Raw genomic sequence first — 17,787 nt, forward strand, 5'->3', positions numbered from 1 at the left:
GGGATTCTCCTGGAAGGGCCGGCGCGTGGGGGCGCCTTTCGACCACCTCGCACAGAGTGTGGACGTTGCGTGACCCCATGATATTCCGCCGACAGCGGCGGCGCGGATCAGCGATAGACCCAATCGGGCTGCCGGCGTTCCCTCACGATCGGGCCGCCCAGCCGCGGGGGACGGCTCAGGCGGCCGCCGCCAGCGTCCGGCCAAGCAGCCATTCGCGCACCCGCGGCACGCTGTCCAGGATGGCCTGCGGGCCACAACCTTCGAGTTCCTTCAGGGTGTGCGCACCGTAGGTCACGCCCAGGCCATGCACGCCGGCATTGGTGGCCATCTGCAGGTCATGAGAGGTGTCGCCCACCATCACTACCCGGGCCGGATCGACGTCCAGTTCGGTCATCAGCTCGTGCAGCATGGCCGGATGTGGCTTGCTGAAGGTCTCGTCGGCGGTGCGGGTGGCGTCGAACATCGGCCCCAGGCCGGTCGCGGCCAGGGCGCGGGTCAGGCCGACCCGGCTCTTGCCTGTGGCCACGGCCAGCCGCACGTCTCGCTCGGCCAGCGCCGTCAACAACTCGGGAATGCCATCGAACAGGCGCAGTTCAGGATCGCGCAGCAGGTAATGGGTACGGTAGCGCTCCAGGAAGCGCGGCAGCATCGCCTGGGTCAGTTGCGGCACGGCGCGGCGCAGCGCGCTTTCCAGCGACAGCCCGATCACCCAGCTGGCGTCGGAGGCCGATGGCACCGGCAGCTCCAGGTCGCGACAGGCCCCCTGGATGGCGGCCACGATGCTGTGCGTGGAATCCATCAGGGTTCCATCCCAGTCAAAAACGACCAGCGAATACGACATATCAGACCGACTCCAGTTGTTTCAGTATTTTCCGACAGGCGGGCGGCAGTTCGGCCGTCAGCGTCATCGGTTCGCCCGTCAGCGGATGGTTCAGGGTCAATTGGTGCGCGTGAAGGAACATGCGGCCGAAGCCCATGCGGGAGAACTCGGCGCGGACTTCGTCGTGCCCGTATTTGTCGTCGCCGACGATGGGAAAGCCGCTCGCCGCCAGGTGCACGCGGATCTGGTGGGTACGCCCGGTGCGCAGCTCGGCGTCCACCAGGCTGTAGCGGCCGAAGCGTTGCTTGAGCGTGATGATGGTGTGGGCGGTCTGGCCGTCGGGATCGACCTTGACGCGGCGTTCGCCGGACTGGGTGGTCCATTTGGACAGCGACAGCTTGATGTGCTGGCGGTCGTTGACCCAGTCGCCCTCGACCAGCGCGTAATAGTGCTTGTCGCTGCGCCCCTCGCGCAGCATGGCGTGCAGGGCCAGCAGCGCGCTGCGTTTCTTGGCGACCATCAGCAGGCCGGAGGTTTCGCGGTCGAGCCGGTGTACCAGCTCCAGGAACTTGGCCTCGGGCCGTGCGGCGCGCAGTTGCTCGATGACGCCGAAGGACACGCCGCTGCCGCCGTGGACGGCCACGCCTGCCGGCTTGTCCACCACCAGCATCGCGTCGTCCTCGAACACCACCGGAAACTCGGCGGCCGGCACCGGCCTGGGCTTGCCTGGGTCGGGCAGGCGCAGCGGCGGAATACGGACCATATCTCCTTCGGCCACCCGATAGTCGACCGAGATACGTCCCTTGTTTACCCGGACCTCGCCGCCGCGGATGGCCTTGTAGATGTGGGTTTTGGGGACGCCCTTGCACAGGCGCATCAGGTAATTATCCAGGCGCTGGCCGGCGTGTTCGGCGCCCACTTCCACCATGCGGACGGAGGGGGGGGCCATAGGGGAGGAAGTTTCTTTGCGCATTGCGGAAAGCGACATATAATCGGGACAGCCTTAAGGGGCTGAATCAGCCGCTGGCGTAGAGATGCAACTCAAGTACGCAACTCCGTCGAGCGCGTGGGCCGCCATTGTACTGCCTGCTCATTCAACCCCTGGGTCATTTGGTCGCCGGCGCAACCGCGCCCTGCCGGATAGTGGTGTGGCATTCATCTTGCCCGCTGTCCCAGCAGGTCCGTTGCCTGCCGCAAGCGGCTTGAAGCACTGCAAGAATCGTCGCATATTTAAAGCACCAGCTGCGCGCCGGCAACCAATCCAGCCGCAACTGCCGTTCACAGCACATTTCCGTCAAACCACATTCAGTGAAGCTGACCCTCCTGCTGAAAGAACCCCGTGCCCCACGGCACGACGTGCCCGCCTGACCCGCGGCGGATACGCCTGGGCGCCGCCCAGGTACGGTCCGCATCTTCTTGCCCGCTTCAGCCGCAGCCCGAGTGGCCCGAGGTCACGCGCCGATATCGGCGCGTCATGACAACGGAGAAACCCTCTCATGAAGCGCATGCTGTTCAATGCGACGCACCAGGAAGAATTACGCGTCGCTATCGTCGATGGGCAAAAACTCATCGACCTCGACATCGAGACTGCCGGCCGCGAACAACGCAAAGGCAACATCTACAAAGGTGTCATCACCCGGATCGAACCCGGCCTCGAAGCCTGCTTCGTCAACTACGGCGAAGACCGCCACGGCTTTCTTCCCTTCAAGGAAGTGGCCCGCAGCTTCTTCAAGGAAGGCGTCGACGTCCGCACCGCCCGCATCCAGGACGCCCTGCGCGAAGGCCAGGAACTGATCGTCCAGGTTGAAAAGGAAGAGCGCGGCAACAAGGGCGCCGCCCTGACCACGTTCATCTCGCTGGCCGGCCGCTACCTGGTCCTGATGCCCAACAACCCCCGTGGCGGTGGCGTTTCGCGCCGCGTCGAGGGCGAGGACCGCCAGGAACTGCGCGACACGATGGAGCAGCTCGAACTGCCCCAGGGCATGAGCATCATCGCCCGCACCGCCGGCATCGGCCGCAACGTCGAAGAACTGCAATGGGACTTGTCGTATCTGTTGCAGCTCTGGACCGCCATCGACGGCGCCGCGCGCGACAACTCCGCGCCCATCCTGATCTACCTGGAATCGAGCCTGGTCATCCGCGCCATCCGCGATTACTTCTCGCCCGAGATCGGCGAGATCCTGATCGACACGGACGAGATCGCCGACCAGGCCACCGCGTTCATGAGCGTGGTGATGCCGGACAACGTCCAGCGCGTGAAGCGCTACCGCGACGACATCCCGCTGTTCTCGCGCTTCCAGATCGAACACCAGATCGAAACGGCCTACTCGCGCACGGTCACGCTGCCCTCGGGCGGCGCCATCGTCATCGACCACACCGAAGCGCTGGTGTCCGTGGACGTCAACTCGGCCCGCTCGACCCGCGGCGCCGACATCGAGGAAACCGCCCTGCGGACCAACTCGGAAGCCGCCGACGAAGTGGCCCGCCAACTGCGCTTGCGCGACCTGGGCGGCCTGATCGTCATCGACTTCATCGACATGGAAGACAGCAAGAACCAGCGCGCCGTCGAACAGCGCCTGCGTGACGCCCTCCATTTCGACCGCGCCCGCGTCCAGATGGGCAAGATCTCGCGCTTCGGCCTGATGGAACTGTCGCGCCAGCGCCTGCGTCCGGCCCTGAACGAAGGCTCGCACATCACCTGCCCGCGCTGTAACGGCACCGGCGTGATCCGCGACGCCGAATCCAGCGCCCTGCACGTCCTGCGCCTGCTGCAGGAAGAAGCCATGAAGGAAAACACCGCGGCGGTCCACGCCCAGGTGCCGGTCGACGTGGCGACCTACCTGCTGAACGAAAAGCGCGCCGACATCACCAAGATGGAAGCCCGCCTGAAGGTCAACCTGGTGCTGATCCCCAACAAGCACCTGGAAACGCCGCACCACCACATCGAACGCCTGCGCCACGACGATCCGCGCCTGGAAGAAGTGAAGACCAGCTTCGAGCTGGTCGAGGCTCCCGCCACCGACGCCCCCTGGCAGCCGCGCGAAAGCGAGATCAAGGCCCGTCCGGAAGCGCTGGTCAAGGGCATCACGCCCTCGCAGCCGGCTCCGATGTCGACCCCCGCCCCGGCGCCCGCTCCCGCGGCCACTCCGGCGCAATCGGGCGTTCCCGGCCTGTTCAAGCGCCTGTTCGGCTGGCTCACCGGCAGCAGCGAACCCGCCAAGGCGGCCCCCGCCGCCACCCAGGAAGAGGCCAGCGCCAAGCGCGCCACCACGTCTTCGCGTGGCGGCAAGGGCCGGCACGATGGCCAGGAACGCCGCGGTGAACGCCATGGCTCCGACCGCAACCGCAACCGCCGCGGTGAGTCGCGCGCGGAAGGCGCCGAAGGCAGCGAGGGCGGCCGCCACATCCGCGGCAATCGCCGCGCCGACGGTGAGCGCGGCGAGCGCCAGGAACGGGGCGAACGCCACAATCGCAACGAACGCGGCGAACGCGATCAGGCCGTGCAGGCCGCGCAAGCCTCGAACCGTCCTGACACCGCGCCGGAAGCCGCTGGCGAAGACACCGGCGCCGGCCGTAACCGCCGCCGTGGCCGTGGCCGCAACCGCCGCGAGGAAGGCCAGGCCGACACGCCGATGAGCGACCAGGAAAGCATGGTCGCGGCGCTGGCCCAGACGGTCGCCACCGCACTGCCTGAAGCCCGCCAGCCCAACGCCCAGGCCGAAGCCGACGTCACCGAACAGGGCGTCGATGGCGTGCCGCCGCTCGAAGGCGCCGAAGGCGCCGCCGATCCGGAGCGCAAGCGCCGCCGCCGCCGCAGCCGCCGCGGTCGCCGCAGCCAGGACGAGTCCGGCGTGGCAGGCAGCGAAGAGCAACTGGAAGACGGCGCCGAGGAAGACGCTGGCGAACAGGCCGAGACCGTGACCGCCGCTCCCGCGCCGACCGCCCCTGCGGTCGAGCCGGCTCCGGCACAAGCGGCTGAAGCCATCCAGGCCGAAGCCGCGCCGTCCCCCACCCCGGTCGAGCAGGCCCCTGCCCTGGCCGAACCGGTGACGCCGCAGCCCACGCAAAGCCCGGCTGCCGAGACGACCGCGCCGGTGACGGTCGAACCCGCCAGCCAGGTGTCCGAAGCCGCGCCCGCCGCCGAGCAGGTGGAAGCCGCCACGGCCGAGCCGGTGGTGGAACCTCTGGTCACGACGGCTCCCGCCGAAACGGTCGCCACGCCGGTCGAGCCGCTTGCCGCGCCCGTTCCAGTGGAATCGCCCGCCCCGGTGGAATCGCCCGCTCCGGTGGCTGCGCCAGCCGCCTCGACCGAGCAGGCCGCGCCGACCAGCGCCCAGCCTATCGTGGTGCCGGCGACGGCCCCCTCGGCCAAGGCCCAGGCCCTGCATGAGGTGGTCAACGCCGCCGGCCTGCAGTGGGTGGAAACCGACCCCGAGCGCCACGCCCAGACGCAACTGCGCATCGCCGCGGCGCACACGCCGGTCCGCTTGGGTCGCGAGCGCAAGCCGGTGGCTCCGGTTTCGAACGAACCGCTGGTTCAGGTCGAAACCCGCCACTGAGCGCGGCGCGAGGCAAAAGCCCCCATCAATGCGATGGGGGTTTTTTTTTTGCGTTCTGGCCTTCGGCTGCGGATGTTGCCGCACCATCCAGGGACGAAAAAAAACCCTCGCTGCCGAGGGTTCTTTCACCAAACCGGATCGCGGGACGATCAGAACTGGTACGTGTAGGTCAGTTGCACCGTATCCAGGCCCGGGTTCGGGCGCTTGATGCTGGCGTTGGAGAAATGCGAATAGCGCAGGCCGATGCGATTGTTCGGGGTCAGCAGGAAGCCCAGGCCGACGTGGTCGCCAAACTGGAAGGCGGTGCTGATGTTCTCGTTGGCGAAGCGGGTGCGCGAAAACACGGTCGCGCCGATACCCGCTTCGAGATAGAAGCGCTCGCCGGTCCACCAGCGGAACATCGGAATGGCATTCAATTGCCACACGCTGCTGGGCGAGCGATCGCCGTCGGCCCACCAGTACGACACACCGAGTTCGGGCGTCAGGTCCAGGCGGCCCCAGTTGCCGCCGAATTGGTAGGTCCAGACCGAAGGGGTCTCGTAGTTAAGCGTGAAACGCTGGTAATGGTCGCCAACACCGTAGTGCAGGCTCACGCCACCTTGGGTGCCTTCGGACGACTGGGCGCTGGCGATGGTCGCGGCGCCTGCAAGGGCCAAACCGACAAGGCGGGCAAGCATCTTCTTCTTGGTTGACTGCATTGGAAGCAACTCCGTATTTTGTTGGGATGAACATCTCGGCGTAATTCACGAGTGTTATCCAGTACTACAGAACATAGCAAAAACCGGACCAGAAGGCTCGCAACATGTCGCAATAAGGCAACAAAAAAAGTGGAAAACACTGTTCCGCCCGGCGCGAACAATGCGTTGTCATGACACGGGCCCAAGGCATGCAAAAAAGCCGCCGGCGCCGAGGCGCGGCGGCTTTTTTTGCATGTCGTTCCACCGGGTCAGCAAGACCCGGCCAGACGGGGTCAGGCGGGCGTGACGACGTCAGCCGGCTGATTGGTCAGCAGTGCCAGCAGGCGGGCGATTTCCTCGCGCAACTGGCGGCGATCGACCACCATGTCGATGGCGCCCTTCTGCAGCAGGAACTCGGCGCGCTGGAAGCCTTCCGGCAGCTTTTCGCGCACGGTCTGTTCGATCACACGCGGGCCGGCAAAGCCGATGAGGGCCTTGGGCTCGGCGATGACCACGTCGCCCATGAAGGCGAAGCTGGCGGACACGCCACCCATGGTGGGATCGGTGAGCACGCTGATGAACGGCAGGCCGGCGGCCGACAGGCGCGTCAGCATGGCGTTGGTCTTGGCCATTTGCATCAGCGACAGCAGGCTCTCCTGCATGCGCGCGCCACCCGAGGCGGCGACACAGATGAAGGGCGTCTTGTTGTCAAGCGCGGCCTGGGCCCCGCGCGCGAAGCGTTCGCCGACCACCGAGCCCATGGAGCCACCCATGAACTCGAATTCAAAGCAGGCCAGCGTGGCCGGCACGCCGCGAATGGAGCCGCTGACCACCACCAGCGCATCGGTCTCGCCGGTCTGCTTGACGGCTTCTGCCAGGCGCTCGGGATACTTGCGGGTGTCCTTGAATTTAAGAGAGTCGACCGAACGCGTGCTCTGGCCGATCTCGACCCGACCTTCCATGTCGAGCAGCGAGTCGATGCGGGCACGGGCGCCGATGCGCATGTGGTGATCGCACTTGGGGCAGACGTGCAGGTTGGCCGCCAGGTCTTCGCTGTACAGCACCGTTTCGCACGACGGGCATTTCACCCACAGGCCTTCGGGCACGCGGCGGGCGCCGCTGTCGCTGGTTTTGTTGATGCGAGGCGGCAGGAGTTTTTCGATCCAGCTCATTGTTTGTTCATCCCGTAAGGAAGTCGCGCCAGGCCGCTCAGGCCGACGCGCTCGGTCGTTTTACTTGATCCAGCGCCTGCCGGATGGTGCGCAGCCAGCCGCTGGCGGCGGCGACTGCGGCGTCGGTTTGCTGGCCGGCGGGGGCGTTGGCCACCGCCTGCTCCATGGTTTCAATCAGTTTGCTGCCGATGACGACCGCGTCGGCCACGCGCGCCACGCGCTGCGCGCTGTCGGCGTCGCGGATGCCAAAGCCCACGCCGACCGGGATATCGCCCAGTTGGCGGCGGATCACCGCCACGCGTTCGGCGACGTCGTCGGTATTGAGCGACCCGGCCCCCGTCACGCCCTTGAGCGAGACATAGTAGACATAACCACGAGCCACGCCGGCCACGGCCTGGATACGCGCGTCGGTGGACGTGGGGGCAAGCAGGAAGATCGGGGCGATGCCGTGGCGGCCAAGCGTTTCGGCGAATTCGACCACTTCCTCGGGCGGATAGTCGACCACCAGGACACCATCCACGCCCGCGGCCTCGGCACGGCGGGCGAATTCAGCCTGGCCCATGCGTTCGATGGGGTTGGCATAGCCCATCAGTACCACGGGGGTGGCGGTATCGCGCTGGCGGAACTCGGCCACAAGGTCGAGCACCCGGCCCAGGCCCACGCCCTGCGCGATGGCGCGCTCGGCGGCGCGCTGGATCACCGGGCCGTCGGCCATGGGATCGGAGAACGGCACGCCCAGTTCGATGACGTCGGCGCCGGCCTCGACCAGCGCGTGCATCAGGGGAACGGTGGCGGCGGGCGACGGGTCGCCGGCCGCGATGTAGGGGATGAGCGCCGCGGCACGGCCGGATTCGGCGGTGCGCCCGAAGGCGGCGGCAATGCGATCGGAACGGGTTGTCGTCATGTTAGAGCTCGATACCGGCACGTTCGGCGACGGTATGCATGTCCTTGTCGCCGCGGCCCGACAGATTGACCAGGATGACGGCGTCGCGCGGCAGCGTGGCGGCCATCTTCACGGCCTGGGCGATGGCGTGCGAGGACTCCAGCGCCGGCATGATGCCTTCGATGCGGCAGCAATCGTGGAAGGCCTTCAGCGCTTCGTCGTCGGTGATGCCGACGTATTCGGCGCGGCCGGAGTCCTTGAGCCAGGCATGCTCGGGACCGACGCCCGGGTAGTCCAGCCCGGCCGAGACCGAATGCGTTTCCTGCACCTGGCCGTCGGCATCCTGCATGACGTAGGTGCGGTTGCCGTGCAGCACGCCAACCTGGCCCGCGGCCAGCGACGCGGCGTGCTTGCCGCTGTCCATGCCTTCGCCGGCGGCTTCGACGCCGATCAGGCGCACGTTCTCGTAGGGAATGTAGGGGTGGAAGATGCCCATGGCGTTGGAGCCGCCGCCGACCGCGGCCACGACGTAGTCGGGCTGGCGGCCGATGGCCTCGGGCATCTGCGTCAGGCATTCGTTGCCGATGACGGTCTGGAAATCGCGCACCATGCGCGGGTAGGGATCGGGCCCCGCCACCGTGCCGATGATGTAGAAGGTGTTCTCAATGTTGGTGACCCAGTCGCGCATGGCTTCGTTGAGCGCGTCCTTCAGGGTGCGCGAGCCGGATGTAACCGGCACCACCGTGGCCCCCAGCAGCTTCATGCGGTAGACGTTGGAGGCCTGGCGGCGCACGTCTTCGCTGCCCATGTAGACCACGCATTCCATGCCGTAGCGGGCCGCCACCGTGGCCGTGGCCACGCCATGCTGGCCGGCGCCGGTTTCGGCGATGACGCGCGGCTTGCCCATGCGCTTGGCCAGGAGCGCCTGGCCGATGCAGTTATTGACCTTGTGCGCGCCGGTGTGGTTCAGGTCTTCGCGCTTGAACCAGATCTGGGCGCCGCCCACCAGCTCGGACCAGCGGCGGGCGTGGTAGACCGGGCTGGGACGGCCGACGAAATGCTTGAGTTCGTAGTTGAACTCTTCCAGGAAGGCGGGATCGACACGGTAACGGTCATAGGCGGCACGCAGCTCGTCGAGCGCATGCATCAGCGTTTCCGCCACGAAAACACCGCCATAAGGGCCGAAATGGCCCTGGGCATCCGGAAAATCGTAAGGTTTCACCAAGCATCTCCCCCGGTATCGCGGCCAGCCTTTGCCGTCCGCGAATCCGGTTTGCAACCCGTCATTTTACCTGACGCCGGCCGCGGCGGGGCTGCGCGCCCCGCCGCCTGGCCGCGCGCGTCAGAGCGACTGCCCCAGGCGGCGCAGGAAGGTCTCGCAGGCCGCCAGTTGATCGAGCGCGACGAACTCGTTGGGCTTGTGGGCCTGTTCGATGTGGCCCGGTCCGCAGACCACGGTCGGGATGCCGATGCCCTGGAACAGGCCGGCTTCGGTGCCATAGGCAACCTTGCGGGTGGCGCGATCCTCGGTCAGTGCGCGCACCAACTGGGTGATGGCGGCCTCTTCGGAGGCTTCCAGGGCGGGCGCGGCGGCGCCGGTCTCGATCTCGATGCTGGCGCCGTCGAATTCGGCCTTCATGCGCGGCAGGAGCTCATCGCGCACGTATTTTTCGACTTCGGCCTGGATCTGGTCGGGTTGCATGCCCGGCAGGTTGCGGAATTCGTAGGTGAATTCGCACAGCTCGGGGATGGTGTTGACCGCGATGCCGCCACGGATCTGGTTGGTGGTCATGGTGGAAAACGGCACGTCGTAGAACTGGTCGTACGGGCCATTGGCCTTGAAACTGTCGGCCAGATCGCGGATGCGGCAGATCAGGCGGGCGGCGTATTCGATGGCGTTGCAGCCGCGCGGGGTCAGCGACGAGTGCGCCGCCTTGCCGTGCACCTTGCAGCGGAACAGGTTGATGCCCTTGTGCGCCACCACCACCTGCATGCCGGTGGGTTCGCCCACCACGCAGCCTTCGGGGCGGATGCCGCGGTCGTGCAGGTCGGCCAGCATGTAGGGCGCGCCGGCGCAGCCGACCTCTTCGTCGTAAGAGAACGCCAGGTGGATCGGCTTCTTGCGCGGCATGGCCAGAAAATCCGGCACCAGCGCCAGCGAGCCGGCGATGAAACCCTTCATGTCGCAACTGCCGCGGCCGTACAGCAGGCCGTCTTTCTCGACCAGCTTGAACGGGTCGGTGCTCCAGTCCTGGCCATCGACCGGCACCACGTCGGTGTGGCCCGACAGGACGATGCCGCCCTGCTGGTTGCCGTCCTGCGCTGGCAGGGTGGCGAAAAGGTTGGCCTTGGTGCGCTCGGGATTGTGCGCCAGCCACGCCTCGACGCCCTGGCCCTTGAGCCAGTCACGGACAGTCTCGATGAGGGCGAGATTGGAATTTCGGCTGGTGGTGTCGAAACCAACCAGCGTCTCCAGCCAGGTGCGCGCGTTCATGTAGCAACTCTCTTGGGCAAAAGCAGCAGTGTAAAGCCAGGACGCGTCCGCGTCCCGCGCCCCGGACCGGCCGCGCGGCGCGCCTGGGCCTAGAATGTCGGCCTTCAAGCAGCAAGCCCCTAGGAGAAACCGTGCAGCACAAAGCAGTTCCCACGCGCAACATCGTGGCGGCAGTGATCGGCAATGCCCTCGAATGGTATGACTTCCTGGTGTTCGCGTTCATGACGCCGATCATCTCGAAATTGTTCTTCCCCACCGACCCCAGCGTTCCCGGCAGCGAGCTGAACGCCATCCTGATGACCACGGCGATCTTCGGCGTCGGCTTCTTCATGCGACCGGTGGGCGGCATCATCCTCGGCCTGTATGGCGACAAGAAGGGCCGCAAGGCAGCCATGGTACTGGTGACCTCGCTGATGGCGGTGTCGATCGCCCTGATCACCGTGGCGCCCACCTATCACGCGGCCGGCATCCTGGCCCCCATTTTCATCCTGATCGCGCGGCTGCTGCAGGGCTTTTCGGCCGGCGGCGAATTCGGCACCTCGACCGCCCTGCTGATAGAGATGGCGCCCAACGGCAGGCGCGGGTTCTATGGCTCGTGGCAGATGGCCGGGCAGATGCTGGCGCTGCTGCTCGGCGCGGCCTGCGGCACCCTGATCACCGAGTTCTTCACGCAGGAGCAGATCACTGCCTGGGCCTGGCGCCTGCCGTTCGCGTTCGGCCTGGTTATTGTGCCGATCGCCATCTATATCCGCCGCAACATCGACGAAACCGATGCCTTCAAGCAGATGAAGGAAGACGAACGCCAGGCCGCCGCGCGCGGCGAGGTGCGGCGCCTGAGCCTGGGCGAGATGGTCCGCGCCCACACGCGCGAAACCTTGATCGGCGTGGGCCTGGTGGTGACGGCGACGGTGTCGATCTACATCACTTTCACCTACCTGGTGACCTATTCGACGCAGATCCTGAAGCTGCCGTTGAACCAGACCTTCCTGGTACAGATGGCGGGCGCGGCGCTGATGGTGCTGCTGACGCCGTTCATGGGCGCCTGGTCGGACCGCGTCGGCCGCCGCCCCCTCGTCATCGGCTCGCTGATCGGCTACCTGGTGGTGCTGTACCCGCTGTACCACTGGTTGTCCGATGCGCCATCGATCAGCCGTCTGCTGACCGTGCAGGTCGTGGTGTGCTTCTTCGTGTCGGCCTTCTTCGGCGTGTTCAGTACCGTCATGGCGGAACTGTTCCCGGCCCGGGTTCGCTCGGTGGGCCTGTCGCTGGCCTATAACGTGGCGGTAATGATCTTCGGCGGCTTCGCCCAGTTCATCGTGACCTGGCTGATCAAGACCACCGGGTCGCCGATGGCCCCGGCCTACTACGTGATGTTCGGCGTGGCGCTGGGGCTGGTGGCCTCTTTCTTCATGCGCGAACGCGCCCACGAGAACCTGGATCACTGAGATCCGTCGCCATGATCCCGGGCGCCCTGGCCCGGGACGCTTTACTCGGCGCGGCCCCTAGCCGGGCGGCCCTGACCCGGGCGGCCCGTCCCACGGGCCCATGCGCGGCTAGCGGCGCACCGCCGACGAGACGCCCGGCACTTCGGCCAGCGCATCCAGCGCGCGCGCCAGCGATTCCCCGCCGCGCACTTCCACCGTGAACACCATATGGGCCAGCGACTGCCGGCTCTGGGTGTTCACGCCCACCACGTTCAGCCGCAGGCGCGCGAACACTTCGGACAGGTCGCGCAGCAGGCCGGAGCGGTCGTGCGCGCGCACGCTGATGTCGACTGGATAGAAAGTGTCCGCCGGGGTCTCGCCCCAGGCCACCTCGATCACCCGCTCGGGCTCGCGCGCGGCCAGCGCCAGATAGCTGTGGCAGTCGCAGCGGTGGATCGACACGCCGCGCCCGCGCGTCACGAAGCCGGCGATGGCATCGGGGGGGGCCGGGCGGCAGCAGCGCGCCAGTTGCGTCAGCAGCGAGCCCACGCCCACCACCAACACCCCGCTCTTGCCACTTTTCTCGGCGCTGCCGGCGCTGGCGTGGCGCAAGGCGGCCGGTTGCGGCTCGGCGGCGGGCGCGGGCTGCTGGAACACGGCGTCGATCTGGCGCAGGCTGAATTCTTCCTTGGCGGCGGCCACGTACAGGTCGTCGGCGCGGGCGAAACCGAGGTTCTGCGCCAGTTGTTCCAGGTTGACCGCGGTCTTGCCGAGCCGCTGCAGTTCCTTTTCGACCAGCGCCTGGCCTTGCGTGATGCGCTGCTGCAGTTCGATGGCGTTGAACCACATGCGCACTTTGGCGCGGGCCCGCGGGCTGGCCAGGAAACCGAGCTGCGGGTTGAGCCAGTCGCGCGACGGGCCGCCGGACTTGGCCGAGATGATCTCGACCGTCTGGCCGGTGGCCAGGCGCGTCTGCAGGGGCACCATCTGGCCGTCGACGCGCGCGCCGCGGCAGCGGTGGCCAAGATCGGTGTGCAGGTGATAGGCGAAGTCGACCGGCGTGGCGCCGGCCGGCAATTCGATCACGCGGGCCTGTGGCGTCAGCACGTAGATGCGTTCATCCGTGGGCGCGGGTGCGGCGGCGGCATGGCGGTTCTTGCCCGGCCCGGATTTGGCGGCAGGCCGGGCCGCGTCGGACTTGTCGGCGACGGGCGCTTCGCCCGCCTCGACCTCGGTATTCCAGGCCAAGAGCTGGCGCATCCAGGCCAGTTGCCGGTCGTATTCGCTGGAGGCGGCCACCTGCCCGCCCTTGGCGCCCGCTTCCTTGTAGCGCCAATGCGCGGCCATGCCGTACTCGGCGAACTGGTGCATCTCGCGGGTGCGTATCTGCACTTCGAACGGGCGGCCGTCGTCGTCGGCCACCACCGTGTGCAGCGAGCGGTAGCCGTTGGGCTTGGGCCGCGAGATGTAATCGTCGAATTCGTCGGACAGCGGCGTCCACATCTCGTGCACCATGCCCAGCGCCGTGTAGCAGGCGCGCACGTCGTCGACGATGATGCGCAGCGCGCGCAGGTCATACATCTGCGAGAAATCCAGGCGCTTGACCCGCATCTTGTTCCAGATGCTGTAGATGTGCTTGGGCCGGCCGCTGACCTCGGCTTCGATGCCATGTTTGGCCAGCGCTGTCTGCAGGCGTTCGATGGCGCCGGCGATGAAGGCCTCTCGCTCGACCCGCTTTTCCTCGAGCAGGCGGGCGATCTGCTTGTAGCGGTCGGGCTCCAGGAAGCGAAACGCCAGGTCCTCCATTTCCCACTTGATCTGCCAGATGCCCAGGCGGTTGGCCAGGGGCGCGTACAGGTCCAGGGTTTCACGGGCGAAGGCGGTCGAACAGGGCGTCTTGCTTTCGGCGTGCCAGCGCAGGGTGCGCAGGCGCGAGGCCAGCCGCATCAGCACGATGCGCAGGTCGGCGGCCATTGCCAGCAACATCTTGCGTTGCATTTCCTTCTGCGAGCCGGTTTCCGCCTCGGCGTCGCTGGCCTGGCGCGCCACCACGCCCAGCCGCAGCAGGGCGCGGGTGCCCTGCACCAGGCGGGCGACTTCGGCGCCGAAGGCGGCGGCGATCGGGTCGTTGCGCAGCGCCGGAGCCGGCGCGGTCAGGTCGGTCGGCAAGGCGGCCAGCAGGGCCGCGGCGCGCGTGGCGGCGTCGGTATGCAGGCCCGCCAGGATCCGCACCACGCCAGCGCCGTGCGAGGCCAGCGGTTCGCCCGTCAGGGCCTGCTGGCCCTCGAAGCGGGGAACCGACCAGGCCACTGCCTGGTCGATAAGCGCAAGGCCATCGGCGTCGAGCCCCGCCCCCGCCTCCTGTCGCCAGGAAGCGTCGAAAGGCGAAGGCGCATCAGGAACGGGCGGGGCGGACATCGCGGGAGTATTGCGGCAACGGTAATCAAGGATTCCGACACTCTACACTAGGGCCTGTTCACACCGAAAGGAGCCTCGCACAGGCCCTGGGAATCAACGCTGAAAACCCCGGCAACCACCGGGCATATATACACAAGGAACCCAAGCTTATGTTGCGCTGGCTCAAGGGCCGGGGCGCGCGCGCCGCCGAGGTGGCGCAGATGCAGGCCCGGATCGCACCCGAACTCTGGCGGCAGGTGCTGGACGCCCACCCCTTCCTGGCGGCGCTGGACGCCGACGAATCCGCGCAGTTGCTGGCGCGCTCGGCCTGGCTGCTGGCCAGCAAGACGATCAATGGCGCCCAGGGCCTGGAGGTCACCGACTTCATGCGGCTGTCGATCGCGGCCCAGGCCAGCCTGCCCATCCTGAACCTGACACCCACGCTGTACGAGGGCTGGGACGAGATCATCGTGTATCCCGCCGGATTCCGCATCCCGCGCAAGCGGATGGACGAGGACGGCGTGATGCACGAATACCTGGAGGACGCCGCCGGCGAGGCCTGGGATGGCGGCCCTCTGGTGCTGTCCTGGGAGGACACCCAGTTGTCCGAAGGCGGCTTCAACGTGGTGATCCACGAATTCGCGCACAAACTCGACCTGCAGGCGGGCGCTGCCGACGGCATGCCATCGCTGGCCGCGCATGGCGATCTCAAGCCGCGCGATTGGCGCCGCATCCTGGACGACAGCCTGGACCGCTTCATCGCCGCTCTGGACGCGGTGGAGGCCTCCATTCCCCACGACGTCGATCCGGAAAGCGCCGAGGCCGACGCCTGGTATGGCCAGTTGCCGCTCGATCCTTACGCCGCCACCGACGAGGCCGAGTTCTTCGCCGTCAGCTCGGAACACTTCTTCGTCGACCCCCGCCCCATGGCCCAGGCCTTGCCCGAGTGGTTCGGCCTGCTGCGGGCCTATTACCGCCAGGACCCGCTGGAGCGCTATCGATGAAACGGCTGCTGATCGTATGGCATTCCCGCACCGGCGCGGCCTGCCAGATGGCAGCGGCCGCCGCGCGGGGCGCGGCCACGGCCGCCGCGCTGCTGGAGCAAGCCGACGATCTGGCCGTGGATCTGCGCCGCGCCGGCGATGTCCAGGCGAACGAGGTCCTGGCCGGCGACGGCTTCCTGTTCTGCGCGCCCGAGAACCTGGCCAGCCTGAGCGGCGAAATGAAGGAATTCTTCGACCGCTGCTATTACGACGTGCTCGACCGCATTCCGGGCCGGCCTTACGCCTGCCTGGTCAGCGCCGGCAGCGATGGCGCCGGCGCGGCGCGCCAGGTGGAACGCATCTGCACCGGTTGGCGCCTGCGGGCCGTGGCGCCGGCGCTGATCGTCAATCTGGGCGCGCAGACGCCGTCGCAGATCGCCGCCCCCAAGACCGTTGCGCCAGCCGACCTGACACGGTGCGAAGAGGCCGGCGGCCTGCTGGCGGGCCTGCTGCTGACGGCAGGTTAGCAGCAGGCCCGGCGGCCAGTACGCAGGACGGGACGCGGCGACCCCAGAAATAAAAAAGCCCTCCGGCAAGCCGGAGGGCTTTCGTCATGCCCGCGCCAATCAGGCGACGGCGGCGGTGACGACGATCTCGACCTTGAAGTCGGGATTGGCCAGGCGGGCCTCGACGGTCGCGCGCGGGGGCGAGTTGCCGTCGGCGACCCAGGCGTCCCAGGCCTTGTTCATGCCATCGAATTCCTTCATGTTGGCCACGTAGATCTGGGCCATCAGGATCTTGGTCTTGTCGCTGCCGGCTTCGGCCAGCAGGCGGTCGATGGTGGCGAGCACTTGCTCGGTCTGGCCGGTGATGTCCAGCGTGGCATCGTCCGGCACCTGGCCCGCCAGGTACGCGACGCCGTTGTAGACGGCCATGTCCGACAGGCGCTTGGCGACGTGGAAGCGCTTGATGCTGCTCATGAATATTCCCCTAATGACGAGTTGACGGGTTGGAACAATATGAAGAATGACGAACTTTACCCTGCCCGGCTTGCGCCAAGCGTCTTTCCGGCGTGACCGGCGCTAGGCGGGCGGTAGCTGGAAGACCTGGCGCAGATAGGCAAGATAAGCCGGATCGTCGCACATGGTCTTTTCGGGCGCATCCGACACCTTGGCCACCGGCTGGCCATTGCAGCGAACCATCTTCATGACGATCTGCAGCGGCTCGTGGCCGAGGTCGTTGGTCAGGTTGGTGCCGATGCCGAATGACACCTTGCAGCGTCCGGCGAACTGGCGCGCCAGTTCGATGGCGCGCGGGAAGGTCAAGGAATCCGAGAACACCAGCGTCTTGGCGCGCGGGTCGACGCGGTTCTTGCGGTAGTGCTCGAGCAGCCGCTCGCCCCAGACGAAGGGATCGCCCGAGTCGTGGCGCGCGCCGTCGAACAGCTTGCAGAAATACATGTCGAAGTCGCGCAGGAAGGCGTCCATGCCATAGACGTCCGACAGCGCGATGCCAAGGTCGCCGCGGTATTCCTTGGCCCACACTTCCAGCGCGAACACCTGCGAATCGCGCAGCCGCGGGCCAAGCGCCTGGCAGGCCTGCAGGTATTCGTGGCCCATGGTGCCCAGCGGCAGCACCTCGTGCTGCTTGGCCAGCAGCACGTTGCTGGTGCCGGCGAAGTGCGGCCCCATCTGCGCCTTCATGGTCGAGACGATCTCTTCGTGCCAGACCTTGGAAAAGCGACGGCGGGTGCCGTATTCGGCCACGCGGAAATCGGCCAGCGCCGGGTCGTCCAGCACCAGGTGCATCTTGGATTGCAGGCGCTTGCGGCCCTCGGCCCAGTCCGGGCTCTTGCGCGTGTTGCGGAAGTAGACCTCGTTGACGATGGCCAGCACCGGGATCTCGAAGAGAATGGTGTGCAGCCAGGGGCCCTTGACCTCGATGCTGATCTCGCCCGGCCCCTCGCCTTCCTGGATGCTGATGCAGCGCTCGGGCAAATGGAACAGTTCCAGGAAGTCGACGAAGTCGCTTTTGATGAAACGCAAGCCGCCCAGATATTTAAGTTCGTCCTCGGTGAAGCGCAGCTGGCATAGCTGGTGCACTTCTTCGCGGATTTCGTCCAGGTAGGGGCGCAAATTGACCCCGGGCGTCCGGCATTTGTAACGGTACTCGACCTGGGCAGCGGGAAACTGATGCAGCACCACCTGCATCATGCTGAATTTGTACAGGTCGGTGTCGAGCAGCGAGGTGATTATCATGATTGCGCGTATCGTTTCGCGACACCATAGCATAGCGGGCCCGGCCCACCCCCCATTGCGCCACGATGTCAACAGGGTATTGGCGGCGTATCGGCCTCGCATTGGGTAAAATCCGCCCAA

At 66.9% G+C, this 17,787-nt stretch carries 14 protein-coding genes; 4 read left to right on the forward strand and 10 right to left on the reverse strand.

What is annotated here, in order from left to right; genetic code table 11:
- Positions 1-175: 175 nt before the first annotated feature.
- Both AC6LKG_RS05990 and AC6LKG_RS05995 read right to left on the reverse strand, forming a co-directional pair.
- Positions 176-841 (reverse strand): HAD family hydrolase, encoded by a 666-nt coding sequence (locus AC6LKG_RS05990; protein ID WP_498163493.1) that lies wholly within the window; start codon positions 839-841, stop codon positions 176-178.
- A gap of 1 nt (position 842) precedes the next feature.
- Positions 843-1,808, reverse strand: a complete 966-nt coding sequence (locus AC6LKG_RS05995) for an RluA family pseudouridine synthase (protein WP_102965025.1) — start codon at positions 1,806-1,808, stop codon at positions 843-845.
- 508 nt (positions 1,809-2,316) lie between these two features.
- Here AC6LKG_RS05995 and AC6LKG_RS06000 point away from each other — a divergent pair.
- Complete coding sequence (locus tag AC6LKG_RS06000; RefSeq protein WP_498163495.1) at positions 2,317-5,379, forward strand: Rne/Rng family ribonuclease; 3,063 nt, start codon at positions 2,317-2,319, stop codon at positions 5,377-5,379.
- A 149-nt stretch (positions 5,380-5,528) separates the two neighbouring features.
- Here the strand turns inward: AC6LKG_RS06000 and AC6LKG_RS06005 are convergent, their stop codons facing one another.
- From AC6LKG_RS06005 to argE, 5 genes are all read right to left on the reverse strand, one after another.
- Positions 5,529-6,077, reverse strand: coding sequence for an acyloxyacyl hydrolase (locus AC6LKG_RS06005; RefSeq protein ID WP_498163497.1), 549 nt, complete (start codon positions 6,075-6,077; stop codon positions 5,529-5,531).
- A gap of 272 nt (positions 6,078-6,349) precedes the next feature.
- On the reverse strand, positions 6,350-7,228 hold the full coding sequence (gene accD, locus AC6LKG_RS06010; protein WP_498163499.1) for an acetyl-CoA carboxylase, carboxyltransferase subunit beta: 879 nt from the start codon (positions 7,226-7,228) through the stop codon (positions 6,350-6,352).
- Positions 7,229-7,265: 37 nt separating this feature from the next.
- The gene (gene trpA, locus AC6LKG_RS06015) at positions 7,266-8,132 is read right to left on the reverse strand and encodes a tryptophan synthase subunit alpha (protein WP_498163500.1); all 867 of its coding nucleotides are present in this window, start codon (positions 8,130-8,132) and stop codon (positions 7,266-7,268) included.
- A gap of 1 nt (position 8,133) precedes the next feature.
- Positions 8,134-9,333 (reverse strand): tryptophan synthase subunit beta, encoded by a 1,200-nt coding sequence (trpB, locus tag AC6LKG_RS06020; protein ID WP_049077531.1) that lies wholly within the window; start codon positions 9,331-9,333, stop codon positions 8,134-8,136.
- A gap of 120 nt (positions 9,334-9,453) precedes the next feature.
- On the reverse strand, positions 9,454-10,605 hold the full coding sequence (gene argE / locus AC6LKG_RS06025) for an acetylornithine deacetylase (RefSeq protein ID WP_498163501.1): 1,152 nt from the start codon (positions 10,603-10,605) through the stop codon (positions 9,454-9,456).
- Positions 10,606-10,736: 131 nt separating this feature from the next.
- Between argE and AC6LKG_RS06030 the strand changes: the two genes are divergently transcribed.
- Entirely contained in the window at positions 10,737-12,050 is a 1,314-nt protein-coding gene (locus tag AC6LKG_RS06030) for an MFS transporter (RefSeq protein ID WP_498163502.1), read from the forward strand.
- A gap of 108 nt (positions 12,051-12,158) precedes the next feature.
- Here the strand turns inward: AC6LKG_RS06030 and AC6LKG_RS06035 are convergent, their stop codons facing one another.
- Entirely contained in the window at positions 12,159-14,447 is a 2,289-nt protein-coding gene (locus AC6LKG_RS06035; protein WP_498163503.1) for a RelA/SpoT family protein, read from the reverse strand.
- A 149-nt stretch (positions 14,448-14,596) separates the two neighbouring features.
- Between AC6LKG_RS06035 and AC6LKG_RS06040 the strand changes: the two genes are divergently transcribed.
- Together AC6LKG_RS06040 and AC6LKG_RS06045 are read left to right on the forward strand one after the other, a co-directional pair.
- A complete protein-coding gene (locus tag AC6LKG_RS06040) occupies positions 14,597-15,430 on the forward strand; it encodes a M90 family metallopeptidase (protein WP_498163504.1) in 834 nt (277 codons plus the stop codon).
- On the forward strand, positions 15,427-15,936 hold the full coding sequence (locus AC6LKG_RS06045; RefSeq protein ID WP_498163505.1) for an NAD(P)H-dependent oxidoreductase: 510 nt from the start codon (positions 15,427-15,429) through the stop codon (positions 15,934-15,936). The genes AC6LKG_RS06040 and AC6LKG_RS06045 overlap by 4 nt, the downstream gene beginning before the upstream one ends.
- Positions 15,937-16,035: 99 nt before the next feature.
- Here AC6LKG_RS06045 and AC6LKG_RS06050 read toward each other — a convergent pair whose 3' ends face one another.
- Together AC6LKG_RS06050 and pncB are read right to left on the reverse strand one after the other, a co-directional pair.
- A complete protein-coding gene (locus AC6LKG_RS06050; RefSeq protein WP_175133076.1) occupies positions 16,036-16,389 on the reverse strand; it encodes a RidA family protein in 354 nt (117 codons plus the stop codon).
- Positions 16,390-16,491: 102 nt separating this feature from the next.
- Positions 16,492-17,667, reverse strand: coding sequence for a nicotinate phosphoribosyltransferase (gene pncB, locus AC6LKG_RS06055; RefSeq protein ID WP_498163506.1), 1,176 nt, complete (start codon positions 17,665-17,667; stop codon positions 16,492-16,494).
- Between the last annotated feature and the right edge of the window lie 120 nt (positions 17,668-17,787).

The organism is Achromobacter sp. 46006 (assembly GCF_059761975.1).